Genomic DNA, 23,291 nt, shown 5'->3' with positions numbered 1-23,291 from the left:
GGTACTGCAGGGGGGACCCTGTGGGAGAGTAGGACACCGCCGGACTTCTTTTAAGAAAAAGAGCCACCCAACGCTGGGTGGCTCTTTTTCGTTTTACGGGCACGTACACGCGATCACGCGCGCACGTGCACCGTGCACATGTTCAGTGTGCGCGCGCGATCAGTGCGCCAGACGCGCTTCGAGCACCGAGGCGGTGCTGCGTACCGCATCCGCCAATTGCGTCTCCGTGACGTCGTTCCCTGCCCAGGTGACGGCGACCGCGGCCACCGGCCACCCGTTGTGATCGCGCACCACGGCGCCGACGGAGCGCAGCCCGTCGGCGACCTCGCTGTCTTCGGTGGCGTATCCGCGCGTGTGCACGTCGCGGAGCACCTCACGGAGCTCGCGGGGGTTCCGCGGACCGACGCCGGTGCGGTCGGGGAATGCCGAGGCGCTCGGATAAAGCGCGCGCACCTGCTCGCGGGGGAGCGCGGCCAGCATGGCCCGCCCGCTCGCGGTGAGATGCGCGGGCAGCCGCACGCCGACGTCCGTGACGAGTGCCGGCCGCCGCGGCGCGCGCTCTTCGACGATGTACAGCACGTCGCCCCCACTCATCACGGCGAGGTGCGCGCTCTCGCCCAGGCGGTCCGAGAGGGCTGCCACGAGCGGACGCCCCAGCCGGGCGAGCGGCTGCTGTCTCGCGTAGCCGCCGGCGAGCTCGAACGCGGAGGTGCCGAGGCCCCAGCGACGGTCCTCGCGCAGGTGCACCACGAAGCCGTGCAGCGCCAGGGTGCGGAGCAGGTGGTAGACGGTCGACCGCGGGAGCGCGAGTTCGCGTGCGATCGCCGACGCGGCGACCGGCGCGGGCCGCCCCGCCAGATACCGGAGGATGCGCAGCGTGTGCTCGGCCGCCGGCACCTGCAGGGGAGTGTCGGCCACGGCATCCGATCTGTCTGGGATCACAGACACAGGATGTCATGATCCGCTGTCACGGGCGACCCCTCGGGTGTGGAATCGAGACATGAGTGAACTCGCCCCCGTGCTCGTCGGCACCGCCCCGCTGGCTCCCGCCGATGTCGTCGCCGTCGCCCGCCACGGCGCCCCCGTCGTGATCTCCCCCGACGCGCTCGCTCGCGTCGCCGAGACCCGCGCCGTGATCGACGGGCTGGCTGCCGATCCGCACCCGCACTACGGTGTCTCGACCGGGTTCGGCGCACTCGCCACCACGTTCATCGCTCCCGACCGTCGTCTGCAGCTGCAGGCCAGCCTCATCCGCTCGCACGCGGCGGGAACGGGTGCCGAGGTCGAAGCCGAGGTCGTGCGCTGCCTCCAGCTGTTGCGACTGCAGACGCTCGCCTCGGGCCGCACCGGCGTGCGCCCCGTCGTCGTCGAGACCTTTGCCGCGCTGCTCAACGCGGGGATCGTGCCGGTCGTGCGCGAGTACGGATCCCTCGGCTGCTCGGGCGATCTCGCCCCGCTCGCCCACATCGCACTGGCGGCGATGGGCGAGGGCGACGTGCGCACCCCCGACGGTGCGCTGGTCCCGGCATCCGAGGCGCTGGCGGCCGCCAGCATCGAGCCGGTGACCCTCGTCGAGAAGGAGGGCCTCGCCCTCATCAACGGCACCGACGGGATGCTCGGGATGCTGGTGCTCGCGCTCCACGACCTCGCGGGTCTGCTCCTCACCGCCGACATCGCCGCGGCCATGTCGATCGAGTCGCAGTTGGGCACGGATGCCGTCTTCGCCGCCGATCTCATGGCGCTGCGTCCGCAGACGGGACAGGGCGTCTCGGCGTCGCACCTGCGCGCGTTCCTCCGTGACTCGCCCATCGTGCACAGCCACAAGGGTCCGGAGGACGGCCGGGTGCAGGACGCGTACTCGCTGCGCTGCTCGCCGCAGGTGCACGGCGCCGCGCGCGACACCGCGGGCTATGCGGCGACGATCGCCGGCCGTGAGCTCGCCAGCGTCATCGACAACCCGGTCATCACGGTCGACGGGCGGATCGAGTCGAACGGCAACTTCCACGGGGCGCCGGTCGCCGCCGTGCTCGACTTCCTCGCGATCTCGGTCGCCGACGTCGCCTCGGTGTCGGAGCGGCGCACCGACCGGGCGCTGGATCCGGCGCGCAACCACGGTCTTCCGCCGTTCCTCGCCGACGAGGTCGGCGTCGACTCGGGCCTCATGATCGCGCAGTACGCCGCGGCCGGCATCGTGTCGGAGCTGAAGCGGCTCGCGGTTCCGGCATCCGTCGATTCGATCCCCTCGTCGGCGATGCAGGAGGACCACGTCTCGATGGGCTGGGCGGCCGCGCGCAAGCTGCGCCGCGCCATCGACGGCCTCGGTCGGGTGCTGGCGATCGAGATCCTCACCGGTGCCCGCGCCCTCGATCTGCGCGCCCCCCTCCACGCAGGACCGGCCACCGGTGCCGTGCGCGACCTCGTGCGCACGGTCGCCGCCGGCCCCGGCCCCGACCGATTCCTCTCTCCCGACATGGAGGCCGTGACCGCGCTCGTGCAGTCCGGCGCCGTCGCCCGCATCGCACAGGAGCACGCGAATGACTGACCAGAAGCCCACCCTCACCGACACGACGCGCACCGAGCGCGCGGCACGCGGCAATCAGCGCACCGCCAAGAGCTGGGGCGCCGAAGCCGCCAAGCGGATGCTGATGAACAACCTCGACCCCGAGGTGGCAGAGCACCCCGAGAGCCTGGTCGTCTACGGCGGCACGGGCCGCGCCGCCCGCAGCTGGGAGGCGTACGACGCGATCGTGCGCACCCTCGACGAGCTCGAGCCCGACGAGACGCTGCTCGTGCAGTCGGGCAAGCCGGTGGGGGTCTTCCGTACGCACGAGTGGGCACCGCGCGTGCTCATCGCCAACTCGAACCTCGTGGGCGACTGGGCGACGTGGCCCGAGTTCCGCCGGCTCGAGGAACTGGGTCTGCTCATGTACGGCCAGATGACGGCCGGCTCGTGGATCTACATCGGCACGCAGGGCATCCTGCAGGGGACCTACGAGACGTTCGCGGCCGTGGCCCGCTCGCTCGGCCGCGACTCGCTGCGCGGCACCCTCACCCTCACCGGCGGTGCCGGCGGCATGGGCGGCGCGCAGCCGCTCGCGGTGACGATGAACGACGGCGTGGTGCTGATCGTCGACGTCGACGAGTCACGCCTCGCCCGCCGCGTCGAGCACGGGTACCTCGACGAGTACACGACCGATCTCGACGCCGCCGTGGCCCGCGTCCTCGCGGCGAAGGATGCCGGGGAGGCGCTCTCGGTGGGCGTCGTGGGCAATGCAGCCGAGGTGTTCCCCGAGCTGCACCGCCGTGGTGTGCCGATCGACATCGTGACCGATCAGACCAGCGCGCACGACCCGCTCGCCTATCTGCCCATCGGCATCGACGTGGCCGAGTGGAAGTCGGAGGCCGAGCGCGATGCCGAGGAGTTCACGCGGCGCTCGCGGGAGTCGATGGCGGCGCACGTCGCCGCGATGGTCGCGTTCCAGGACGCCGGTGCCGCGGTCTTCGACTACGGCAACTCGATCCGTCGGGAGGCGGAACTCGGTGGCTTCGACCGCGCGTTCGCGTTCCCGGGATTCGTGCCGGCCTACATCCGGCCGCAGTTCGAGGAGGGGCGCGGACCCTTCCGCTGGGCGGCGCTCTCGGGCGACCCCGAGGACATCGCCAAGACCGATCGGGCGATCGCCGAGCTGTTCCCCGACGACACCGCGCTGCACCGTTGGCTCGAGAAGGCCGGCGAGAAGGTGCACTTCGAAGGGCTGCCGGCCCGCATCTGCTGGCTCGGATACAAGGAGCGCCACCTCGCCGGGCTGCGGTTCAACGAGATGGTCGCCTCGGGCGAGCTCTCGGCGCCCATCGTGATCGGGCGCGACCACCTCGACTCGGGCTCCGTCGCCTCTCCCTACCGCGAGACCGAGGCGATGAAGGACGGCTCCGATGCGATCGCCGACTGGCCGCTGCTCAACGCGCTGCTGAACACCTCCTCGGGTGCCTCGTGGGTGTCGCTCCACCACGGCGGAGGCGTCGGTATCGGTCGTTCGCTCCACGCCGGTCAGGTGACGGTCGCCGACGGCACCGACCTCGCCGCGCAGAAGCTCGAGCGCGTGCTCACCAACGACCCTGGCACCGGTGTGATGCGGCACGTGGACGCGGGCTACGAACACGCCCGCGAGGTGGCGTGCGAGCGCGGCCTGAACATCCCGATGCTCTGAGCTGCGCTTCTCGAATCTGAAAGGCTGACGCCATGACGACGCTCCTCACGAACATCGGCGAGTTGACGACGAACGCTCCGGGGGCGGGCCCGTCGGCGGGCGCAGGGACCCCGGGCAGCGGCGATCCGGTGGGCACGCTGCACGAGGCGGCCGTCCTCATCGACGGCGACCGGATCGCGTGGGTGGGGGCAGCGGCGGATGCCCCGCCCGCCGATGAGATCGTGGATGCCGCGGGGCGGGCGGTGATTCCCGGGTTCGTCGACAGCCACAGCCACCTGGTGTTCGGGGGTGACCGGGCCGTCGAGTTCGAGGAGCGGATGGCGGGACGCAAGTACGCGGCCGGCGGCATCCGATCGACCGTGGCGGCCACCCGCGCGGCGACCGACGACGAGCTGCGTGCGCGAGTGCGCGGGTTCCTCGACGAGATGCTCGCGCAGGGCACGACGACCGTCGAGATCAAGAGCGGGTACGGGCTGAGCGTCGCCGACGAGGAGCGTCTCGTGCGTCTCGCCGCCGAGGTCACGCCCGAGGTGACCTTCCTCGGCGCGCACGTCGTGCCGGCCGAGTACGCCGACCGCGGCGACGAGTACGTCGACCTCGTGATCGGCCCCATGCTCGACGCCTGCGCCCCGCACGCGCGGTGGATCGACGTGTTCTGCGAGACCGGGGCCTTCACCGTCGCGCAGTCGCGCCGCGTGCTCGAGGCCGGGATCGCCCGGGGCTTGGCGCCGCGGGTGCACGCCAGCCAGCTCGGACCGGGGGAGGGCGTCGCGCTCGCGGTCGAGCTGGGCGCGGCATCCGTCGACCACGGCACCTACCTGACCGACGAGGACGTGGCGCTGCTCGCGGCATCCGACACCGTGCTCACCCTGCTGCCGGGCGTCGAGTTCTCGACCCGCCAGCCGTACCCCGATGCGCGCCGCCTCATCGACGCCGGCGTCACGGTCGCGCTCGCGTGCGACACCAACCCCGGATCGAGCTTCACGTCGTCGATGCCGTTCTGCATCGCGGTCGCCGTGCGCGACATGGGCATGACCCCGGCGGAGGCCGTGTGGGCGGCGACGGCGGGCGGTGCCCGGGCGTTGCGCCGCGACGACATCGGGATCATCGCTCCGGGGGCGCGGGCCGACCTCGTGCTGCTCGACGCGCCGACCCGCATCCACCTCGCGTATCGCCCCGGCGTGCCGCTCGTGGCACGCGTGTGGAAGGACGGCGTCGCGGTCTGAGAGGTCGCTGCGGGCGGTCGGGCCTGCGGGCTTTCCGGGCGTCAGGCGGTCAGGCGGTCAGGCGGTCAGGCGGTCAGCCCTGCGAGGAGCCGGCGCAGCCCGTAGTCGAAGGCCCGGCCGACGTCGCCGCCGAGCCGGAACGCCCCCGACAGCTCCATCTGCAGGAATCCCGTCGCCCAGGCGGTGAACAGACGCGCGGCGTCGAGGGCATCCGCCTCGCCGACGAGCGCGGCGGCGGCGCGCAGCACGGGCTCCGACGCGCGGTGCAGCGCGTCGACGGGAGCGGATGCCGTGAACATCAGCCGGAAGCTCTCGGGGTGCTCGTGCGCGAAGGCGCGGTAGACCTCGGCGAGGCTCGTGAGGTCGGTACCTGAGTTGTCGGTGTCGGTGTCGGTGTCGGTGTCGGTGTCGGTGTCGGTGTCGGTGTCGGTGCCGGTGCCGGTGCCGGTGCCGGAGGCGGTGCCGGCGAGACGCGAGCCGAGCTCGTCGATCGCGGCCTCGGCCACCGCGGTGAGGAGGGCATCGCGATCGCGCACGCGCTTGTAGAGCGAGGGGGCGCGCACGCCGACGCGGGTGGCGACGGCCTGCATCGTGAGGCTCGCCGGCCCCGATTCCTCGAGGATCGCGCGACCGGCGGCGACGATGGCCTCGGTCGAGGTGCGTTCGGGTGCCGGCACGGGCGCCTCCTTCATGGCTATTGACAGTAGCCATGATAGCTACGTATCGTAGCTTTCGCAATCGTCCGCCGATCGCACCCGTCCAGAAAGGACCCCGCCATGCTGCTCGCCCCGCACCTCCACCGCCTCGGCAACGACATCGTCGCCTCGTACCTGATCGAAACGCCCGAGGGCATCACGCTCGTCGACGCCGGACTCCCTGGACACTGGCGCGATCTGCAGCGCACTCTCGCCGAGATCGGGCGCCCGCTCAGCGACATCCGCGGCGTCGTGCTCACCCACGGCGACAGCGACCACATCGGCTTCGCCGAACGACTGCGGCGTGAGGTCGGGGTGCCCGTGTTCATCCACGCCGCCGATGCGCACCGCGTGCGCACGGGCGAGAAGCCGAAGACCCCGATGGGGCCGGCGCGGATCGGGCCGATGCTCGGCTTCCTCGGCTACGGGCTGCGCAAGAACGCCTTCCGCACGCACCACGTCGCCGAGGTGCGCGAGGTTGGCGACGGCGACGTGCTCGACCTGCCCGGCTCGCCCGTCGTGATCGGGATGCCGGGGCACTCGCCCGGCAGCATCGCCGTGCACGTTCCCCTTATCGAGGCCGTCTTCGTCGGCGACGCGCTCACGACCCGACACGTGCTCACCGGGAAGGTCGGTGCGCAGCCCGCCCCGTTCACGGATGAGCCGGCCGAGGCGCTCGCCTCCCTCGACAGGCTCGCCGGGGTGTCGGCATCCTGGGTGCTTCCCGGGCACGGAGCCCCCTGGCGCGGATCACCGGCCGACATCGCGAAAGCCGTGCGGGCATCCGCCTGACGGCTCCTGATCTCAGGCTCAAAGCTCCGCCTTCGGCCTTCGGCCTTCGGCGTTCCGGTGTCGGCGTTCAGGTGTCGGCGTTCAGGTGTCGGCGTTCCGGGTTCAGCGCCCCCGGGTTTAGCGCCCCCGGTTCAGCGCCCCGGGTTCAGCGCGCCGCGAGCACCGTCGCCGTGTCGCTGATGGTGATCTGCGGCGGGTAGAGGCCCATCACCTGAACGGCGGCGGCGTGGTTCTCGGCGGTCGACCCCGCGCAGGCATCGGCCGCGACGGTGACGTGGGCCCCGGCATCCGCGGCGGCCAGCGCCGTCGAGATCACGCAGCAGTCCGTGGAGACGCCGGCCAGCACGATGTGCGCTCCGCGTCCGACGATCCGCTCGATGTCGGCGCCCCACTTGCCGAACGTCGGCAAGTCGAGCGTCGGCAGCGGCGACAGGGTGGAGGCTTCGGGCACGAGAGCGAACAACGGGTCGGTCGGCGGCTGATCGGCGAACGGCCAGGCGGCGAAGTAGTCACCCCACGAGGTCGCGCGATCGGCCGTCGGCATCCATCGCGTCACGAGCACGCGCTCGCCGAAGGATTCCGCGAGAGCCCGGATGCGGGGCATCGCCTCGGCGAAGAACGGCGAGCCCCAGGCGGAATCCGGTGCCGCGAAGATCGCCTGCGGATCGATCACGACCAACCACGACTGCTCGGTCTCGGGTGCTGCCGTTCCGGTTTCCGCCGGCGACGTCGCGCCCGCCGAGGCGCTCACGCCTCCTGCCGCCGGATCTTGCCCGCGCGCGCGATGTACGTCACGAGGAACGAGAGCACGAGCGCGAAGAAGACGCCGAGGTTCGCGTACGCGAAGTCGCCCTCGGTGCCCCCGACGAGGAAGAGCAGGTAGCCCTGCCAGTTGTTCCACGGTGCATCTTCGGCGAAGCCGTTGAGGACGAGCCCCCACCCGATCACGCTCGTGACGACCATCGTGCCGATCGAGATCCAGTCCCAGGCGCCGTAGCGACCCTTCGCGTCGAAGAGCGCCTTTTCGTCGTAGTCCTTGCGGCGGCGCAGGATGTCGGCGATGAGGATGCCCGCCCACGACGCCAGCGGAACACCCAGCGTGATGAGGAAGCTCTGGAACGGGCCGAGGAAGTCGGTCGCGAAGAACACGACGAAGATCGTGCCGATCGTCAGGATGACGCCGTCGATCGCGGCGGCCGAGGGGCGGGGGATGCGGATGCCGAGGCTGAGCAGTGTGAGGCCCGAGGAGTAGATGCCGAGCACCGCGCCCGAGACGAGGGCGAGCACGGCGGTGAGCAGGAACGGCACGAGCACCCACAGCGGGAGGATGGTCGCGAGGGCGCCGATCGGGTCGGCCTGCACGGCGGCGAAGAGATCGTCGTTGGACCCCGCGAGCAGCAGACCGAACACCACCAGGATCACGGGAGCGACCGATCCGCCGATCGTGTTCCACGCGACGATCGCGCCGTCGGATGCCGTGCGCTTCTGGTAGCGCGACCAGTCGGCGGCGATGTTGATCCAGCCCAGTCCGAAACCGGTCATCACCATGACGAGGGCGCCGATCACCTGTCCGATGCCGCCGTCCGGACGCGCGAGCACGGCCTCGAGATCGATGCTGGGCGCGGCGAGGATCACGTAGAGGATCGTCACGGCGCCGGTGAGCCAGGTGAGCACCGACTGCATCTTCATGATGGCGTGGTACCCGAGCACCGAGGCGCCCACGATGAGCGCCGCGACGATGACGGTCGCCGTGATCTTGACGGCGATGCTGTCGCCGTCGCCGCCGAGCTGCGTGATGACGGTGGCGGTCGCGAGCACGGCCATGATGGCGAGGAACGTCTCCCAGCCGATCGACGTCAGCCACGACACGATGCCGGGTACCTTCTGCCCGTGCACCCCGAACGCCGCGCGCGAGAGCACCATGGTCGGCGCCGATCCGCGCTTGCCGGCGATCGCGATGAGCCCGCACAGCAGGAACGACACCACGATGCCCACGACCGAGACGATCGTCGCCTGCCAGAACGAGATGCCGAAGCCGAGCACGAACGATCCGTACGACATGCCGAAGACCGACACGTTCGCCGCGAACCACGGCCAGAACAGGTCGCGCGGCTTCGCGGTGCGCTCGGATTCGGGGATGATCTCGATGCCGGCGCGCTCGATGAGGCCGGGCGGGTTCTGCGTCATCCCCTCATCCTGGCACCGTGCGCCGACATCGGGGCGAATACGACGAACGACGCCGGATCAGGGCGGAGGTCTGGACGGGGTCGAGACCTGGGTCAGGACCGGGTCAGGACCCGGTCAGGACCGGAAGAACGCCTCGGCGGTTCGGGCGAGATCGTGCAGGTCCGAGACGCCGGCGAGCTCGCGCGCGGAGTGCATCGACAGGATCGGGATGCCGACGTCGACCGTGCGGATGCCGAGGCGGGTCGCCGTGATCGGTCCGATCGTCGAGCCGCACGGCACCCCGTTGTTCGACACGAACTCCTGCGTCGGCACACCGGCCCGCTCGCACCAGGCGTGCCAGGCGGCGGCGCCGAGAGCATCCGTCGCGTAGCGCTGGTTGGCGTTGAGCTTGAGGATCGGGCCCGATCCGAGCACCGGCTGCACGACGGGGTCGTGCTTGCCGACGTAGTTCGGGTGCACCGAGTGGCCGACGTCGCTCGACAGGCACCACGACGATGCGAAGGCGCGGCGGCGCTCCGAGGCATCCGCCCCCAGCCCGTCGGAGATGCGCCCCAGGATGTCTTCGAGGAAGGGGCCGGCGGCGCCGGAGCGCGAGTTCGACCCGAGCTCCTCGTGATCGAAGGCCGCGAGCACGGCGATCGGGGCGCCCGCCTCGGCCTCGTGCGCGGCGAGGGCGACGACGCCCGCGTGCACCGAGGCGAGGTCGTCGAGGCGACCCGAGGCGAAGAAGGCGTCGTCCTTGCCGAACACGGCGCCGCGAGCGGTGTCGGCGATCACGACGTCGTAGCCGCGGATATCGGCGGCGTCAACACCGGCGGATGCCGCGAGCTCGCCGAGCACGTCGGCCTCGCTCGGGTCGCCGAGACCCCAGACCGGCTGCGTCTCGACCTGCTTGTCGAGAGCGAGCCCGCTGTTCGCGGTGCGGTCGAGGTGGATGGCCAACTGCGGCAGGCGCAGCAGCGCACCGGTGTCGGCGAGCACGACGCGGCCGCCGGTCAGCGCGAGGCGCCCGGCGAGCCGCAGCTCACGGTCGAGCCAGGAGTTCAGGAGAGGTCCGCCGTACACCTCGACGGCGGCCTGCAGCCAGCCGCGGGTACCGGTCGTCGGCTGCGGCTTGAGCTTGAAACCGGGGGAATCCGTATGCGCGCCGAAGACGTGCACGGGTGTGGTGGGCGAAGCATCCGTCGGCACCACCCAGGCGATCGTCGCGCCGTCGCGCACCACGACGAAGCGACCGCCGGGCTGTGCAGGCCAGGCATCTTCCTCGTTCAGGCGCGTGAAGCCCGAGTCCTCGAGGCGGCGGGCGATCTCGGTCGCGGCGTGATAGCTCGAGGGGGAGGCGGCGACGAAGTCGGCGAGGTCCTCGGCGTGGGCGAGGGCGACCGGAGTGACGGGCATGGAGGGCCTTCCTGCAGACGGGCGTCCTTCGAGCGTACCCGCGGATGGTGTCGTGCTCGATCGTTCACCTCGGGGGAGTATGGTGCACCTCGATAGCGCCTAGGGTTCCGGGGTTCGCCCGACTGGTCCGAGCGGCGCCACGGCTCGCCTCCGCAGACGAGCCGTCATCTGACAGGACAAAAGCCCGGAGGAGCCCTGTTCGTCGCGCCCGCGGCGGCCGGAAGGGTTCCCGTATGTCCGCTCTCGCCTTCGCGCTCGTCATCGGCGCCGCACTCTCGCACGCCGCGTGGAACATCATCGCCCACGGCATCAGCCGCGCCGGCATGCCGTTCCTGTGGTGGGGAGCGGTCGGCAGCACGGTGGTCTGGGCCGGAGCGATCCCGTTCACGGGCGGGATCGGGGCATCCGATCTCGGCTCGTTCCTGCTGGGCGTCGGGGTCTCGGCGGTACTGCACGTCGGCTACATGTTCGTGCTGCAGCGCGGCTACCAGGAGGGAAACCTCTCGACCGTCTACGCCACGGCCCGGGGCACGGGGCCGTTCCTCTCGGTGATCATCGCGGTTCTGCTGCTCGGAGAGCGCCCATCGGTGCTGGCGCTGGTCGGAGTGGCCGCGGTGATCGCGGGCGTGGTCGCGATCGGTCTCGTCGACCGCGGGGGACGTGGCGATGCGGGTCGTCGGATCGACCCGGGTCTGGTGTTCGGGGTTCTCACCGGTGTCGCGATCGCGATCTACACGATCTGGGACGCCCACGCCGTGCGCACCTGGGGTCTCTCGCCGGTGGCGTTCATGGTCGGAACGACGCTGCTGCAGGTGCCGTTCTACTCTCTGGCCGTCGGCGTGCGCGGACAGTGGGCTGCGGTGCGGATGCTCGGACGAACCCAGTGGCGGCGCATCGTGGCGTTCGGGGTGCTGTCGCCGCTGTCGTACATCCTCGTGCTGACGGCGATCCAGATCGCGCCGGTCGCACTCGTCGCGCCGCTGCGCGAGGTGAGCGTGGTGATCGTGAGTCTGTTCGGGGTGCTCGTGCTGCGCGAGTCGCGCCCGTGGTGGCGAGTGGGCGCGTCGGCGGTGGTGGTCGCGGGGATCGTGCTGCTCGCGGTGTGAGGTGGTGTGGTTTCTGAGCGGGCGCAGCGAGACGAAAGGCCCGACCCTCTCACACCCGGTTCCTGAGCTTGTCGATCGGTCCCGCCCCGTGGGCGGCCGCGGTTGCTGAGCGGGCGCAGCGAGACGAAGGGCCCCGCGCCCCGGAACTGGGTCCCTGAGCCTGTCGAAGGGTCCCGCCCCGCATGCACTCGTTCTGCACCGGTGCCGTGTTGCCGGGAGTTCTCCACCATTCGCGTCGATACTGCCTCTGGCCTGGGTTTTTCGTCTCGGAATGTCGGTGGCTGCTGGTGGACTGAGACGCATGAACAGCACCGCCGAACTCCTGGACCGGGTCGCCGCCGACCTGGCCGCGGTGCTGCGCGCAGACGTACTGGCGGGGTTATCGGATGCGGAGAAGATGCAGGTGCTCCACGCTGCCGGCGAGGTTGCCCGCCGGGTGGACGCGGTCATCGTGGAAACGGTCGGATCCGTCGATCAGCGTCCGGCCGGATCAGGGGAACTCGCGTTCTGCGGTCGGTTCGGATGCCGGACGATGAACGAACTCGTCCAACGAGTGCTCCGCACCGACGCGGCCGCGGCGGCACGGGTCGTGAAAGCGGGGAAGGTCGTCCGCCGGGAGCTGGACTTCTCCTCCGGTGCGCTGCTGCCCGCCCCATGGCCGGCCCTGCGGGAAGCATTACTGGACGGGGCCATCGGGGTCGCGGGGCTGCTCGCCGCGACCGGGCCCGTGGAGCAGGCCGGGGCACGAATCGGTGCGGCGGACCGTTTGCGGGCGGACGCCGAATTGGCGGAGTACGCGCGTGGTCTCGTCGCTGTCGCAGTTGACGACGACCGTGAGGCGGACGCCGACGCCGACGCCGACGCCGATACCGAGCGTCGTCTCGAAGCGGGCCCGCCGGCGACGCCGGAAGACCTGAAGTTGTTGTCGCGGGTGATCGTGACCTACCTCGATCCCGACGGCGCGGAACCTGCAGAGGAGCGGGCAATGCGCGCCCGGGGGATTGTGCTCGGGCGGGTGAAGGATGGGGTGATCCCGATCCGTGGGTCGCTGCTGCCGGAGACGGCGGGGCAGTTGCAACGCATTTGGGACGCGTACCTGAACCCGAAAGTCGACGGACCACCCGTCCCCGCGGCACCGCAGCCTGCTGCGGGCATGGCCAGTGGGGTGCGGTTCGTTACCTCCGCCGACGAGACGATGTTCGGCACGGATGAGCACGCGCTGAACGGCGAGGCGCATGGTTTCCTCGCTGACGACGTCCTCCCGCCCGACGGCCTCGCCTCTTTGGACGACGCTGTCTTCCCGCCCAACGCCCTCCCGTCGGGTGATCCCGGCAGCATGGTCGATGACCGGTCCCGGGCGCAGAAGCAGCACGATGCCCTCGCTGCCGCCCTCGGAATCGCCGCCCGCCACAGTGACATGCCCTCCCTCGGCGGCGCGGCCCCGACGTTGGTCGTCTCCGTCATCGCCGAGGACTATGCGTCCGGGCGGGGATGGGCGCAGGTCGACGGCATCGACACCCCGGTCTCCCTCGCGACGGCCCGGCACACGGCCTGCGGCGGGAGCATCCAACGCGTCACCTCCGACCCCACCGGGCGCATCATCGGCATCGACTCGACCGACCGGGTGTTCACCGTCCACCAACGCCGCGCGATCACGCTCCGTGACCGCGAGTGCTTCATCCCCGGCTGCCACGTCCCCGCGGCCTGGTGCGAGATCCACCACGTCACAGAACACTCCCGCGGCGGACCCACCAGCACCGACAACGGCGTCACCCTCTGCTGGCACCACCACCGCACCCTCGACACCTCCGGCTGGCGCATCCGCATGCACAAAGGCACACCCCAGGTCCGCGGACCCGCCTGGTGGGACCCCCAGCAGAAATGGCGAGCACCGCGCCCCGCACTATGGACCGCACCGCGGACTGCGACTGCCACCGCCACCGCCACCGCCACCACCGCCATCACCGCGACCGCCACCGCGGCGAGACAGCGAGCCCGACCACCGGTGCGCGCATGAACGCAGTTTGGCGACCGCGACCGGTCACCGAGATCGGCGGCGTTCCTCGCCCGTTCGTGACCGGTTCCTGAGTGGTGCCATGAGCGGGACGTTCCGCGACATGCACCGCGCGCCGCGAAGAGTTCCGCGACATGCACCGCGCCCCGCGACGATATCGGCGACGCGCACCGCCACGAGCACTGTCACGAGCGCCGTGGCCAGCCGGGCCCGGCGGCATGCATCAGTAGATGCTGATCACCAGATGGCTCTCGGCGTCGGCGGCCTGCTGGTGCACGCGCCGCAGCTCGGTGAAGGCATCCGTCAGCTCGGCCCGCAGCTGCGCGGGGTCGTCGGTCCAGATGTTCGGGTAGACGCGCGCCGAGGCGAACGCGGCGAAGTCCACCCGCGCGAGCGCCTCGTCGAGGTCGACCGCGTCGAGGGCTTCGATGATCGGATCGAGCTCGTCGTTCTCGGTGCAGCCGACGAAGTCCTCGCCGCCGAACGCGTGCACGCCCACGACGGCCTCGCTCAGCGGGTCGTCCTCGCGCGGAGCGGATGCCGACACCCCGGTGAGCAGGAAGTGCAGGCCATCCCACATCTTGTCGACATAGACCGTCGGCGCCCCCGCCTCTTCGAGCTCCTCGAGCGTCGACAGCAGAACCTCGGGCGACAGCGACACCAACCGATCGAGCGTGCCCTCATCGATCAGTGTGTATGCAGCCCTCATGCCCATCCGAACCCTCCCCGTTCGTCGCGGTACCGCTCCCAGCCTAGAGCGCACGCGAGCGGCACCAAGACACTCGGCGAATCCGAATCGGATCGGAGGTGAACAGCCGCTGAACACTCGCGGGTGCACCCGAATGCGTCGTTCTCGTCCTGGAAGAGTCGGAGAGGACTAGGGCAACGAGATCGCGCAGCTGACACGGGGGAGCGAAATGGGAACGATGCTGACCCGCCCACCCGGGCATCGACGCGACGTGGCGCTGCGACCGGCGGCCACCGCGATGGTGTTCGTCGGCGAAGGACAGCCCCACGAGACGATCGCCGTACCGGGTGTCGCGCTCTCCGACGGCGATGTGCTGGTCGCGGTCGAGCTGTCGACCATCTGCGGATCCGACGTGCACACCGTGCAGGGGCATCGACCCGCCCCGGTGCCGCTGGTGCTCGGGCACGAGAGCGTCGGCCGGGTCATCGCGCTCGGCGACGCCGGGGCGACCGCGACCGACGGAGCACCGCTGCGCATCGGCGACCGGGTGGTCTGGTCGATCACGGTGTCGTGCGCGAGCTGCGACCGGTGCCTGTGCGGCATGCCTCAGAAGTGCCGCACGCTCGCGAAGTACGGGCACGATCGCATCGGTGCGCACGGGGAGCTGACCGGAGCCTTCGGCAGCCACATGCAGCTGCGCGAGGGAACGACGATCGTGCGGGTGCCCGAGACGCTCCCGGCGTCCGTGCTCGCCCCCGCGTCATGCGCGACCGCGACCGCCTGGGCGGCCGTCGCCCGCGCGGCCCGGCATCGCGATCTGGACGGCGCACGGGTGCGCATCCACGGTGCCGGCCTCGTCGGGCTGTCCGCCGCCGCGATCGCCGCCGAGCAGGGGGCGCTCGTCGAGGTGCTCGACCCGAACGACGCGCGTCGCGCCCGCGCGCAGGAGTGGCTGGCACCACGCGGAAGCCGGTCCCTGAGCGAGCGGGGCAAGACGGAGGGAGGCGCGATGCCGTCCGATTCCGCAGGCGGCCCCGAACCCGACGTCGTGATCGAGGCATCCGGTCACGCGGTCGCCGAAGCGCTCGACGGGGTCGCCGTCGGCGGGATCGTCGTGCTCGTCGGCAGCGTGTTCCCCGCCGACCGGGTGCCGCTCGACGCCGAGAGCATCGTGCGTCGCCTCGTCACGGTCGCCGGTGTGCATAACTACACAGGGGCCGACCTCGCCGAGGCGGTGGCATTCCTCGCCGGGCGCGGACGCGCCTACCCCTTCGCGGATGCGGTCGGAGCCGTGCGGCCGCTCGCCGCGATCGACGAAGCGCTCGCCGAGGCATCCGCCCCGGGAGCGCCGCTCCGCGTCGGGTTGCTACCGGGGCGCTGATCGACGCGGCGAGTCGGAGCGAAGCGCCCCGAGTGGGCATGCCGCCTCAGGAACTCGCGCGGCGAGGATCCGCCGCATGCACCCCCTCGATCCGCACAGTCAGGAGGCGTACCGCCTGAACGACCGCCGACTCCATGACCTCCGCGGGATCGCCGGACAGCATCAGGGCGCGGTGACCGACACCATCGGCCGTTGCCCACCCGAGGAACACCGTTCCGGCGGGATGCCCGTTGTCGTCCGGTCCCGGACCGCCGACGCCCGTGGTCGCGACGCAGAGGTCGGCATCGAAGAGCTTTCGTGCGCCCTCTGCCATCTGCTCGGCGACCTCGGCCGAGCAGGGATCCAGGCCGGGGGTGACCCCGAGCACGCGCTCCTTCTCGTCGGACTGGTACACGACCGCTCCGCCGCCGAACCAGCGCCCGGCGTCATCACCCCCGCCGACCGCGCTCGCCAGTCGCCCCGATGTCAGAGACTCCGCCACGCAGATGCGCAATCGACGCTCGAGCGCCGTGCGACTCAGATGCCGGAGATCGTCGGACGAGTCGGCACCGTCCGTCACCTCGCGTCGTCCTCCGAGGTTTCCTCCGACGAGCTCTCCGCGGAGTCGTCCGGACCCGGCGTCTCCGGTGCGGGACCGTCGGGCGCGGCCTCGTCGTCGGGGCCCTCTGCCGCTTCGTCGTGCGCGTAGTCGGGTCGCGGCGGCTGCAGCGGCTGGTCGTCGTACTCGCCGCCCTTGCGCCCGCCGAACGGGCGGCCGTGGTCGGCGAACTCCTCGCGGTGGTACACGAACGTCCACGGTCCGGCGGTGAACCGTGCACCCGTGCGCAGGGTCTCCGTGCTCGGGGCGGAATGGGTGCCGTCGGCGTTGTCGCTCGCGTTGCGCTCGCCCTCGCCGTGAAGCTCGAGCACGTACTCGTCGCGCTGGTCATGGGTGATCGTGGCGTGCACGGGGTCCGTGTCGGCGAGACGGAGTTCGTTGCCCGCCGCCGAGCCGATGCGCACGACGTCGACGTCGAGGAGGAACTCGGTGCGCTCGTCGTCTCGCGAGATGCGCAGCTTCGGTTCGCCCGCGCCCCACTCGGCGTGGGTCGTGGTGGGGGTGTAGCCCTCGGTGCCTGAATCGGTCATCCGTCATCGCCTCCTCGGCAGGTAATGGGACTCGACTCTAGGGTCTCGGCCGTCGCCGTCGCAGGGGCTTGACTTCGCCTGGCCGGGGTGTCACGTGGACCCGGGTTCCGCGCGGGAACGATGAGGGCATACGCTTATTCTCATGGGGTGATCCTGACGGCCGGGTCGGAGAACCGAAGCATCGCACCGAGGAGCACCTGATGGGGAAGTTCGTCTACGAAGGCGGAGTCAAGACCGAGATCGAGGACAGGGCGCTCACGCACCTGCAACTCGTCATCACCGCGAAGCTGCGCCGGGGCGAGCCGTTCCCGTTCAGCTGGCGCGAAGACGCGAGCGTCGGCGGCGGCCGCACGACCGTGTGGATCCAGCCGGCGAGCTCGCTGGTATTCAAGTACTTCGGCAGCCGCCAGCCCTCGATCAACCGCGCGTGGATCGAAGCGCTCGCCTTCACGGCCAACGCTCCCAGCGGTCTGTACCTCGTGCCCGAGCCGGCCGAGAACGGTGAGGCGCCGACGACGACCGAGATCCCGGCGGCACCCGCGAGCTGAGCGCGGCCGCTCGTCGGAGCATCCGCCTGTCAACCCCCTGGAATCGGGTGGGCCGTGACGGCATCGTCGGTATCCCGCGCAACCGGATTTCTGCGCGCCGAGACCGACGATACGGAACCCAGGTGACGAGATGACCGACTCCACGACCGACCCCCGACACGCGCACCGCGAAGAGGGCTTCCCGGCGCAGCAGCAGGACCAGCCGGGCCTCACCGGGCTGACCCTGCCGACCCCCGACCACGGGGAGGCGAGCTACGTCGGCCACGGCCGGCTCGACGGACGGCGGGCCCTGATCACCGGCGGTGATTCGGGCATCGGCCGCGCGGCGGCGATCGCGTTCGCCCGAGAGGGAGCCGATGTCGCGATCGCGCATCTGCCGGAGGAGCAGGCGGATGCCGACGATACGGTGCGGCTGATCCGCGACGCGGGGCGCACCGGCGTGAGCCTCGCCGGTGACCTCCGCAACGACGAGTTCGCCGCTGCGATCGTGTCGCACACCCGTGAGGCGCTGGGCGGTCTCGACGTGCTCGTGCTCAACGCCGGGTATCAGCACGACATCGACGGGTTCGAGTCGATCGACCCCGAGCGCATGCGCCGCGTGTTCGAGACGAACCTGGAGGGGATGCTGCTGACCGCCCGCGCCGCCTTCCCCGACCTCGAGCCCGGGGCGAGCATCATCGTGACCTCTTCGGTCCAGGCGTACAACCCTTCGCCCGGACTCATCGACTACGCGATGACGAAGGCCGCGCAGGTCGCGTTCGTGCAGGCGCTCGCCGAAGAGGCGGGTCCCCGCGGCATCCGCGTGAACGCCGTCGCACCGGGTCCGATCTGGACGCCGCTGATCCCCGCCACCGGATGGGACGAAGAGCGCCTCGCGACCTTCGGCCAGGACACCCCGCTGGGTCGCGCCGGGCAGCCGGCGGAGCTCGCGGGGGCGTACGTGTACCTCGCGTCCGCGGAGTCGTCGTACACCTCGGGCATCGTGCTGCCGGTCACCGGGGGCAAGCACCTCTGAGATCGCGCGGGGGCGGCGTGGAGCTACGCTGGAGGAGTGCAGAAATCCGCGTCGTCCCGGACCCTGACGGGCGTCGCCCTCGTCATCGGTTCCTGCCTGTCGCTGCCCTTCGGGGCAGCCGTCGCGGCACAGCTCTTCCCGGTGCTCGGCCCCTGGGGTGTGACGTCGCTGCGCGTGGCGATCGCCGCCCTCCTCCTGCTCGTCATCGTGCGCCCGCGTCCCCGGCGCTGGACGCGACAGCAGTGGGCCGCGGCGCTGCTCTTCGGGCTCTCGCTGGCCGCGATGAACGGCTTCTTCTACGCCGCGATCGACCGCATCCCCCTGGGCCCCGCCGTCGCGATCGAGTTCCTCGGCCCCCTCGTGCTGGCGGCCGTGCTCACCCGCAGGCTTCCGGATGCCGTCTGGGTCGGCGTCGCGGTGATCGGCATGGGGCTGCTCTTCGTCGACGGTGTCGTCGGCGCCGAACCGCTCGATCCTCTCGGCGTGGTGTTCATCCTCATCGCCGCCGGATTCTGGGCCATGTACATCCGCACCAGCGCGAAGGTCGGGGCGGTGATCCCGGGCAGCGGCGGGCTCGCGATGGGGCTCGTGGTCGCCGCGGTGCTGCTGCTCCCGGTCGGCATCCCCACCGCGACCGTCGTGGCGGCCGACCCGCAGCTCCTGCTGCTGGCGGGGATCACCGCCGTGCTGTCGTCGGTGATCCCCTACAGCTTCGAACTGGCGGCGCTGCGCCGTCTGCCGCAACGGGTGTTCGGGGTGCTGCTGAGCCTGGAGCCCGCCTTCGCGACGCTGGCGGGGTGGCTCATCCTCGGTCAGGACGCCTCGCCTTTGCGCCTCCTCGCGATCGCCCTCGTCGTCGCCGCGAGCATCGGGACCACCCTCGGCATCCGGCGCGCGCGTCGGCGGGCGGACGACGCCGAGCCCAGGACCGATCCCGCGACCGATCCCGCGACCGAGCCGGGCGCGGTTCCCGGCTCCGATCGCCGGAACGATCCCGAGACCGGGGTGTTCACCGCGCCGATACCCCTGCCCGACTGACCGGCGCTGCGGCGCCCGCGGTGTCGGTGGTCGCGAGAGGGTAACGGCGACGCAGCAGCATCCGCTGGACGAGCGTCCACACCACCGTGACCGTCAGGTACAGCGCCGCGGCGAGCGGCACGAAGACCGCGAACACGGCCGTCAGGTAGTGGAGCGAGCCGAATACCCGCTGCATCGCGGGGGAGTTCATCGCCGCGCCCATCGACGAGTCGTCGTCGACGGGAGCGGGGCGGAACACGCGACGCGTGACCTCCGCGGTCGCGATGATCACGAGCAGCAGCGCCCCGAACACGAGGAACGTCGCAGGCGTCGCCGTGCCCCCGAACACCGCGGAGACGAGGCTCGTGCCCAACGGTGCCCCGAACAGGTCGTGCGTGAGCAGGTCGTTCGGGTGCCCGGCGATCTCCGGGCGGATGAACAGCGTGTACAGGATGCCGACGACCGGCGCCTGCGCGAGCACCGGGAGCATGCCCGCGAACGGCGAGGTCTTCTCGTCGCGGTAGAGCGCGAGCATCTCCTTCTGGAGCCGCTCGGGATTCTTCTTGTGGCGGCGCTGCAGGTCGCGCAGCTTCGGGGCGAGACGGGCGCGCGTCTGTTCGGCCTTGGCGGTCGAGAAGCCGACCGGGATGAGCAGGGAGCGCACGAGCAGGGTGACGAGCACGACCGCCAGGGCCGCGGCGGATGCCCCGGCGAGGGGTTCGAGCAGGGTGGAGAGCCCGGCGAGGGCGCCGTAGGCGGCGTCGAGGAGGGCGGCGAGGGGCGGGAAGGCGAAGAGATCCATCGGAGTGTCCGTTCATGAGGTCGGGAGGGGTCGGCGAAAGCCGCGTGGTCCCTCCCGTTCCCGGGCGGAGGACTACGCGGGGATCGCGACTCCCGGCGCTCGCGGACGCGGGTGACCGGCCGCATCGGGATCGCTCTGCGCGAGCAGCGCGGACGCATCGATCGCGCGCCACGGATGCGGGGCGCGGGCGTCGACGGTCGTGCGGATGCTCAGCGCGACGGCCAGCACGAGGGCGGTCACGGCGATGACGGCGATGGCCACACCGAGGGCGGCGGCATCCGGCATCGCGACGAGACCGAGGGTCGCGAGCAGCACGCTCAGCATCCGCTCGATCCACTCACCCATGCTGCGAGGGTAGCACCGGGCCTGGGCGCGAGGGCGGGAATAGGCTCGGAGCATGAGTGATCTGCGTGGCCTTCGTGAGCTTGTCGGCGTCGAGCATCCGATCGTGCAGGGGCCGTTCGGCGGGCTGTCGTCGGTCGCGCTCGCCGCGGCGGTCAGCGAGGCGGGCGGGCTCGGGTCGTTCGGCCTCTACGGCTACGACGGCGACCGCATCCGCGCCGTCGGAGCCGAGCTCCGCGCGGCCACGAACCGACCCTTCGCGCTCAACGTCTGGCTGCCCACGGGCGACGAGGTCATGCCGAACGCCCAGCACATGATCTTCGCTCAGGCGCTGCAGCCGTTCTACGACGCGGTCGGCGTCGAGACGCCGGCTCGACCGGACCGGTACCTCGCCCCGCTCGACGAGCAGCTCGACGCGGTCTGGGAGGTCGCCCCCGCCGTGCTCAGCGTGGTCTTCGGTGTGCCCGGCGCCGAGGTGGTCGACGAAGCACACCGCCGCGGCATCCGCGTCGTCGGAACCGCCACGACGGTCGCCGAGGCGGTGGCGCTGGAGGCGGGCGGTGTCGACGCGATCGTCGCAACCGGCATGGAGGCGGCGGGCCACCGGGTGTCGTTCCTGCGACCTGCCGAAGATTCCCTCGTCGGCACCTTCGCGCTCGTGCCGCAGGTCGTCGACGCGGTCTCGGTGCCCGTCATCGCCGCCGGCGGCATCGCCGATCGCCGCGGGGTGGCCGCGGCATTCGCGCTGGGGGCGAGCGGGGTGCAGGTGGGCACCGCGTTCCTCGCGACCGACGAGTCAGCGGTCACCGCCGCGCACCGGGCGGCGATCCACGCGACGGCCGCCGACGAGACCGTGCTCACCCGCGCGATGAGCGGACGACTCGCGCGCGGCGCCCGCAATCGGGCCGTGCGCGCGATCGAGGCGAGCGGCACCATCGCGCCGTTCCCGATGCAGAACTGGCTGACCGGCAGATTCCGCGCGGCTGCGGGGGAGCAGGGGTTCGGCGAGCTGCAGTCGCTGTGGATGGGGCAGGCCGCACCACTCGTGCACCTCGAGACGGCGGGCGAGGTGTTCGCCGAGCTCCGCGCGGGTGTTCCGCGGGGGTGACGCCTTGTTCCTAGCCATGTACCTGGCTAGGATGGCGTCATGCCGGAGCACAACGTCTTGGATGCGCGCAACAGTCTCTCGCGCCTGATCGCCGAATCGCAGGCCGGTGAAGAGGTGGTCATCACCAAGCGCGGAACCCCGGTGGCGCGCCTCGTGCCGATCGGTCCGGTCAATGTCGTCCGCAGCGGACGCGTGCTCGTCGACTGGATCGAGGCGAACCGGCTGCCGGCGCGTTTGGCGACGGATGCCGCGGCCCTCGACGCCCAGATCGACGAGAACCGGGACTCCTGGGAATGATCTACGTCGACGCCTGCATCCTGATCTACGCGCTCGAAGACACCGGCGCCCGCGGTGATGCCGTTCGCGCTGCGCTGGCCGAGGTAGACGAGCCCGTGGCGTCGAGCCCGCTCGCCCTGCACGAGTGCCTCATCCGATCGCTGCGCGAGCGCAACGTCGAGGTGCGCGACCGGTACCTCGCGCTGTTCGATCGCCTCGTGATGATCGATCTCGATGCGGCGGTGTTCATCCGCGCGGCCGAGCTGCGGGCGGACTTCGGACTGAAGACGCCGGACTCATTGCACCTCGCCGCCGCGCAGCTCTCGGGCTGCACCGAGCTCTGGACCAACGATCGACGTCTGGCGACGGCATCCCGTGGCCTCGCCGTCGAAGTCGTCGGAGGTTCCGACGTCGCCGGTTCCGGCGTCGCTCGTGAAGAATCCCTTAGAGGATGACCGTCGAGCGGCCGTGCACGATCACGCGGTCCTCGGCGTGCCACTGCACCGCGCGGGCGAGCACGAGACGCTCGACCTCGGCGCCGCGGCTCTGCAGGTCGGCGGCGGACTCGCCGTGCGTCACGCGCGTGACGTCCTGCTCGATGATCGGCCCCTCGTCGAGGTCGGCCGTGGCGTAGTGGGCCGTGGCGCCGATCAGCTTCACGCCGCGATCCTTCGCCCGTGCGTACGGGTTCGCGCCGATGAAGGCCGGCAGGAACGAGTGGTGGATGTTGATGACCGGGGCGCCGACGCGCTCGATGAAGTCGTCGGTGAGGATCTGCATGTAGCGCGCGAGCACCACCAGATCGACGTTGCCCTGCAGCAGTTCGAGCTGACGGGACTCCATGGCGCCCTTGTCGCCCGAGGGGATGTGCACGAACGGCACACCGAACGATCGCACCGACTCGGCGAGGTCGGGGTGGTTCGAGATGACCATCGTGATGTCGATGTCGAGCTGGCCGCGCTGCGTGCGCCACAGCAGCTCCATGAGGCAGTGGTCGTACTTCGACACGAAGATCGCGACGCGCTTGCGGCGGGAGACGTCGTGCAGCGACCACTCCATCGAGAAGCGCTCGGCGACCTGCGCGATGCTCGCCTCGAGCGCGGGGCGGGCAGCGGCGAGGCCCGGCAGGTGGATGACGGTGCGCTGGAAGAAGCGCCCGCCCTCGGAGTCCGTCGAGTGCTGATCGAGCGAGATGATGTTCGCTCCGTGCTCGGCCAGCACGTTGGCGACCGCCGCGACGATGCCGGGCTGGTCGTCGCACGCGATCAGAAGGCGAGCGGTATCGGGCTGTGACATGGCGTCTCCTCGGGGTGTGCATCGATTCTGCCGTGCGAGCGGCCCTCCCGGCGAATCGCGCCCG

Annotated in this window: 24 protein-coding genes; 13 read left to right on the top strand and 11 right to left on the bottom strand. The window is 71.2% G+C overall.

All coding sequences use genetic code 11. From position 1 onward, the window contains the following. Positions 1-159 precede the first annotated feature (159 nt). Positions 160-942 (bottom strand): IclR family transcriptional regulator, encoded by a 783-nt coding sequence (locus ACTJKK_RS07740; RefSeq protein ID WP_440747545.1) that lies wholly within the window; start codon positions 940-942, stop codon positions 160-162. Between the two features lie 58 nt (positions 943-1,000). Here ACTJKK_RS07740 and hutH point away from each other — a divergent pair, with 58 nt between their 5' ends. The 3 genes from hutH to hutI are packed head-to-tail and all read left to right on the top strand — an operon-like array spanning position 1,001 to position 5,434. Beyond that, entirely contained in the window at positions 1,001-2,542 is a 1,542-nt protein-coding gene (gene hutH, locus ACTJKK_RS07735) for a histidine ammonia-lyase (protein ID WP_440747544.1), read from the top strand. Then, positions 2,535-4,208: a urocanate hydratase gene (gene hutU / locus ACTJKK_RS07730; protein ID WP_440747543.1), complete on the top strand. Its 1,674-nt coding sequence runs from the start codon at positions 2,535-2,537 to the stop codon at positions 4,206-4,208. Before hutH ends, hutU begins: the two co-directional genes overlap by 8 nt. Positions 4,209-4,240: 32 nt before the next feature. Beyond that, on the top strand, positions 4,241-5,434 hold the full coding sequence (gene hutI, locus ACTJKK_RS07725; protein WP_440747542.1) for an imidazolonepropionase: 1,194 nt from the start codon (positions 4,241-4,243) through the stop codon (positions 5,432-5,434). Between the two features lie 65 nt (positions 5,435-5,499). Here hutI and ACTJKK_RS07720 read toward each other — a convergent pair whose 3' ends face one another. After that, on the bottom strand, positions 5,500-6,111 hold the full coding sequence (locus ACTJKK_RS07720) for a TetR/AcrR family transcriptional regulator (RefSeq protein WP_440747541.1): 612 nt from the start codon (positions 6,109-6,111) through the stop codon (positions 5,500-5,502). 99 nt (positions 6,112-6,210) lie between these two features. On the opposite strand from ACTJKK_RS07720, the gene ACTJKK_RS07715 reads away from it, so the two are divergent. Next, complete coding sequence (locus ACTJKK_RS07715) at positions 6,211-6,921, top strand: MBL fold metallo-hydrolase (protein WP_440747540.1); 711 nt, start codon at positions 6,211-6,213, stop codon at positions 6,919-6,921. 145 nt (positions 6,922-7,066) lie between these two features. On the opposite strand, the gene ACTJKK_RS07710 is transcribed toward ACTJKK_RS07715, so the two are convergent. From ACTJKK_RS07710 to ACTJKK_RS07700, 3 genes are all read right to left on the bottom strand, one after another. Continuing rightward, complete coding sequence (locus ACTJKK_RS07710; protein ID WP_440747539.1) at positions 7,067-7,672, bottom strand: cysteine hydrolase family protein; 606 nt, start codon at positions 7,670-7,672, stop codon at positions 7,067-7,069. Further along, complete coding sequence (locus ACTJKK_RS07705) at positions 7,669-9,108, bottom strand: purine-cytosine permease family protein (protein WP_440747538.1); 1,440 nt, start codon at positions 9,106-9,108, stop codon at positions 7,669-7,671. Before ACTJKK_RS07705 ends, ACTJKK_RS07710 begins: the two co-directional genes overlap by 4 nt. 114 nt (positions 9,109-9,222) lie before the next feature. Beyond that, a complete protein-coding gene (locus ACTJKK_RS07700; RefSeq protein ID WP_440747537.1) occupies positions 9,223-10,506 on the bottom strand; it encodes a M18 family aminopeptidase in 1,284 nt (427 codons plus the stop codon). Positions 10,507-10,739: 233 nt separating this feature from the next. On the opposite strand from ACTJKK_RS07700, the gene ACTJKK_RS07695 reads away from it, so the two are divergent. Together ACTJKK_RS07695 and ACTJKK_RS07690 are read left to right on the top strand one after the other, a co-directional pair. Further along, a complete protein-coding gene (locus tag ACTJKK_RS07695; protein WP_247625255.1) occupies positions 10,740-11,612 on the top strand; it encodes an EamA family transporter in 873 nt (290 codons plus the stop codon). 301 nt (positions 11,613-11,913) lie between these two features. Beyond that, positions 11,914-13,629: a DUF222 domain-containing protein gene (locus ACTJKK_RS07690; RefSeq protein WP_440747536.1), complete on the top strand. Its 1,716-nt coding sequence runs from the start codon at positions 11,914-11,916 to the stop codon at positions 13,627-13,629. A gap of 220 nt (positions 13,630-13,849) precedes the next feature. On the opposite strand, the gene ACTJKK_RS07685 is transcribed toward ACTJKK_RS07690, so the two are convergent. Further along, positions 13,850-14,335, bottom strand: a complete 486-nt coding sequence (locus tag ACTJKK_RS07685; RefSeq protein ID WP_247625253.1) for a YfbM family protein — start codon at positions 14,333-14,335, stop codon at positions 13,850-13,852. A gap of 250 nt (positions 14,336-14,585) precedes the next feature. Here ACTJKK_RS07685 and ACTJKK_RS07680 point away from each other — a divergent pair, with 250 nt between their 5' ends. Continuing rightward, positions 14,586-15,695, top strand: a complete 1,110-nt coding sequence (locus ACTJKK_RS07680) for an alcohol dehydrogenase catalytic domain-containing protein (protein WP_440747535.1) — start codon at positions 14,586-14,588, stop codon at positions 15,693-15,695. Positions 15,696-15,741: 46 nt separating this feature from the next. Here ACTJKK_RS07680 and ACTJKK_RS07675 read toward each other — a convergent pair whose 3' ends face one another. Together ACTJKK_RS07675 and ACTJKK_RS07670 are read right to left on the bottom strand one after the other, a co-directional pair. After that, on the bottom strand, positions 15,742-16,254 hold the full coding sequence (locus tag ACTJKK_RS07675) for a CinA family protein (protein WP_440747534.1): 513 nt from the start codon (positions 16,252-16,254) through the stop codon (positions 15,742-15,744). Then, positions 16,251-16,823, bottom strand: coding sequence for an FHA domain-containing protein (locus ACTJKK_RS07670; RefSeq protein ID WP_440747533.1), 573 nt, complete (start codon positions 16,821-16,823; stop codon positions 16,251-16,253). The genes ACTJKK_RS07675 and ACTJKK_RS07670 overlap by 4 nt, the downstream gene beginning before the upstream one ends. Positions 16,824-17,023: 200 nt before the next feature. Between ACTJKK_RS07670 and ACTJKK_RS07665 the strand changes: the two genes are divergently transcribed. The 3 genes from ACTJKK_RS07665 to ACTJKK_RS07655 all read left to right on the top strand — a co-directional run bounded on the left by ACTJKK_RS07665 (position 17,024) and on the right by ACTJKK_RS07655 (position 19,424). Beyond that, positions 17,024-17,371, top strand: coding sequence for a DUF7882 family protein (locus tag ACTJKK_RS07665; RefSeq protein WP_247956795.1), 348 nt, complete (start codon positions 17,024-17,026; stop codon positions 17,369-17,371). 130 nt (positions 17,372-17,501) lie between these two features. Beyond that, positions 17,502-18,386, top strand: a complete 885-nt coding sequence (locus ACTJKK_RS07660; RefSeq protein ID WP_440747532.1) for an SDR family oxidoreductase — start codon at positions 17,502-17,504, stop codon at positions 18,384-18,386. A 36-nt stretch (positions 18,387-18,422) separates the two neighbouring features. Next, positions 18,423-19,424, top strand: a complete 1,002-nt coding sequence (locus tag ACTJKK_RS07655; protein ID WP_440747531.1) for an EamA family transporter — start codon at positions 18,423-18,425, stop codon at positions 19,422-19,424. On the opposite strand, the gene ACTJKK_RS07650 is transcribed toward ACTJKK_RS07655, so the two are convergent. Beyond that, positions 19,396-20,205 carry a YidC/Oxa1 family membrane protein insertase gene (locus ACTJKK_RS07650; protein ID WP_440747530.1) on the bottom strand — a complete coding sequence of 270 codons (810 nt, stop codon included), beginning with the start codon at positions 20,203-20,205 and terminating at the stop codon, positions 19,396-19,398. The two genes, ACTJKK_RS07655 and ACTJKK_RS07650, sit on opposite strands and share 29 nt — an antisense overlap. Positions 20,206-20,277: 72 nt before the next feature. Then, positions 20,278-20,550: a DUF6412 domain-containing protein gene (locus tag ACTJKK_RS07645; protein ID WP_247625240.1), complete on the bottom strand. Its 273-nt coding sequence runs from the start codon at positions 20,548-20,550 to the stop codon at positions 20,278-20,280. 52 nt (positions 20,551-20,602) lie between these two features. On the opposite strand from ACTJKK_RS07645, the gene ACTJKK_RS07640 reads away from it, so the two are divergent. Genes ACTJKK_RS07640 through ACTJKK_RS07630 form a run of 3 tightly spaced genes read left to right on the top strand, consistent with a single transcriptional unit; the run spans position 20,603 to position 22,386 of the window. Further along, positions 20,603-21,655, top strand: a complete 1,053-nt coding sequence (locus ACTJKK_RS07640) for an NAD(P)H-dependent flavin oxidoreductase (protein ID WP_440747529.1) — start codon at positions 20,603-20,605, stop codon at positions 21,653-21,655. A gap of 39 nt (positions 21,656-21,694) precedes the next feature. Next, positions 21,695-21,952 (top strand): type II toxin-antitoxin system Phd/YefM family antitoxin, encoded by a 258-nt coding sequence (locus ACTJKK_RS07635; RefSeq protein WP_440747528.1) that lies wholly within the window; start codon positions 21,695-21,697, stop codon positions 21,950-21,952. Continuing rightward, positions 21,949-22,386 carry a type II toxin-antitoxin system VapC family toxin gene (locus ACTJKK_RS07630; RefSeq protein WP_440747527.1) on the top strand — a complete coding sequence of 146 codons (438 nt, stop codon included), beginning with the start codon at positions 21,949-21,951 and terminating at the stop codon, positions 22,384-22,386. The genes ACTJKK_RS07635 and ACTJKK_RS07630 overlap by 4 nt, the downstream gene beginning before the upstream one ends. On the opposite strand, the gene purU is transcribed toward ACTJKK_RS07630, so the two are convergent. After that, positions 22,376-23,227, bottom strand: coding sequence for a formyltetrahydrofolate deformylase (gene purU / locus ACTJKK_RS07625; protein WP_247634047.1), 852 nt, complete (start codon positions 23,225-23,227; stop codon positions 22,376-22,378). The genes ACTJKK_RS07630 and purU overlap by 11 nt on opposite strands. Positions 23,228-23,291 lie beyond the last annotated feature (64 nt).

It is taken from the genome of Microbacterium sp. 22179 (assembly GCF_052045715.1).
GTDB lineage: Bacteria > Actinomycetota > Actinomycetes > Actinomycetales > Microbacteriaceae > Microbacterium > Microbacterium galbinum.
Note: the sequence above shows the minus strand (reverse complement) of the source record. Positions and strands in the feature narration are given on the sequence as shown.

Bases quoted from the DNA above. Each gene is read 5' to 3' on its own strand.
- ACTJKK_RS07660 (WP_440747532.1), top strand. From the start codon at position 17,502: ATGACCGACTCCACGACCGACCCCCGACACGCGCACCGCGAAGAGGGC.
- hutH (WP_440747544.1), top strand. From the start codon at position 1,001: ATGAGTGAACTCGCCCCCGTGCTCGTCGGCACCGCCCCGCTGGCTCCC.
- hutU (WP_440747543.1), top strand. From the start codon at position 2,535: ATGACTGACCAGAAGCCCACCCTCACCGACACGACGCGCACCGAGCGC.
- purU (WP_247634047.1), bottom strand. From the start codon at position 23,227: ATGTCACAGCCCGATACCGCTCGCCTTCTGATCGCGTGCGACGACCAG.
- ACTJKK_RS07650 (WP_440747530.1), bottom strand. From the start codon at position 20,205: ATGGATCTCTTCGCCTTCCCGCCCCTCGCCGCCCTCCTCGACGCCGCC.
- ACTJKK_RS07630 (WP_440747527.1), top strand. From the start codon at position 21,949: ATGATCTACGTCGACGCCTGCATCCTGATCTACGCGCTCGAAGACACC.
- ACTJKK_RS07645 (WP_247625240.1), bottom strand. From the start codon at position 20,550: ATGGGTGAGTGGATCGAGCGGATGCTGAGCGTGCTGCTCGCGACCCTC.
- ACTJKK_RS07690 (WP_440747536.1), top strand. From the start codon at position 11,914: ATGAACAGCACCGCCGAACTCCTGGACCGGGTCGCCGCCGACCTGGCC.
- ACTJKK_RS07700 (WP_440747537.1), bottom strand. From the start codon at position 10,506: ATGCCCGTCACTCCGGTCGCCCTCGCCCACGCCGAGGACCTCGCCGAC.
- ACTJKK_RS07715 (WP_440747540.1), top strand. From the start codon at position 6,211: ATGCTGCTCGCCCCGCACCTCCACCGCCTCGGCAACGACATCGTCGCC.
- ACTJKK_RS07705 (WP_440747538.1), bottom strand. From the start codon at position 9,108: ATGACGCAGAACCCGCCCGGCCTCATCGAGCGCGCCGGCATCGAGATC.
- hutI (WP_440747542.1), top strand. From the start codon at position 4,241: ATGACGACGCTCCTCACGAACATCGGCGAGTTGACGACGAACGCTCCG.
- ACTJKK_RS07685 (WP_247625253.1), bottom strand. From the start codon at position 14,335: ATGAGGGCTGCATACACACTGATCGATGAGGGCACGCTCGATCGGTTG.
- ACTJKK_RS07640 (WP_440747529.1), top strand. From the start codon at position 20,603: ATGAGTGATCTGCGTGGCCTTCGTGAGCTTGTCGGCGTCGAGCATCCG.
- ACTJKK_RS07695 (WP_247625255.1), top strand. From the start codon at position 10,740: ATGTCCGCTCTCGCCTTCGCGCTCGTCATCGGCGCCGCACTCTCGCAC.
- ACTJKK_RS07635 (WP_440747528.1), top strand. From the start codon at position 21,695: ATGCCGGAGCACAACGTCTTGGATGCGCGCAACAGTCTCTCGCGCCTG.
- ACTJKK_RS07670 (WP_440747533.1), bottom strand. From the start codon at position 16,823: ATGACCGATTCAGGCACCGAGGGCTACACCCCCACCACGACCCACGCC.
- ACTJKK_RS07665 (WP_247956795.1), top strand. From the start codon at position 17,024: ATGGGGAAGTTCGTCTACGAAGGCGGAGTCAAGACCGAGATCGAGGAC.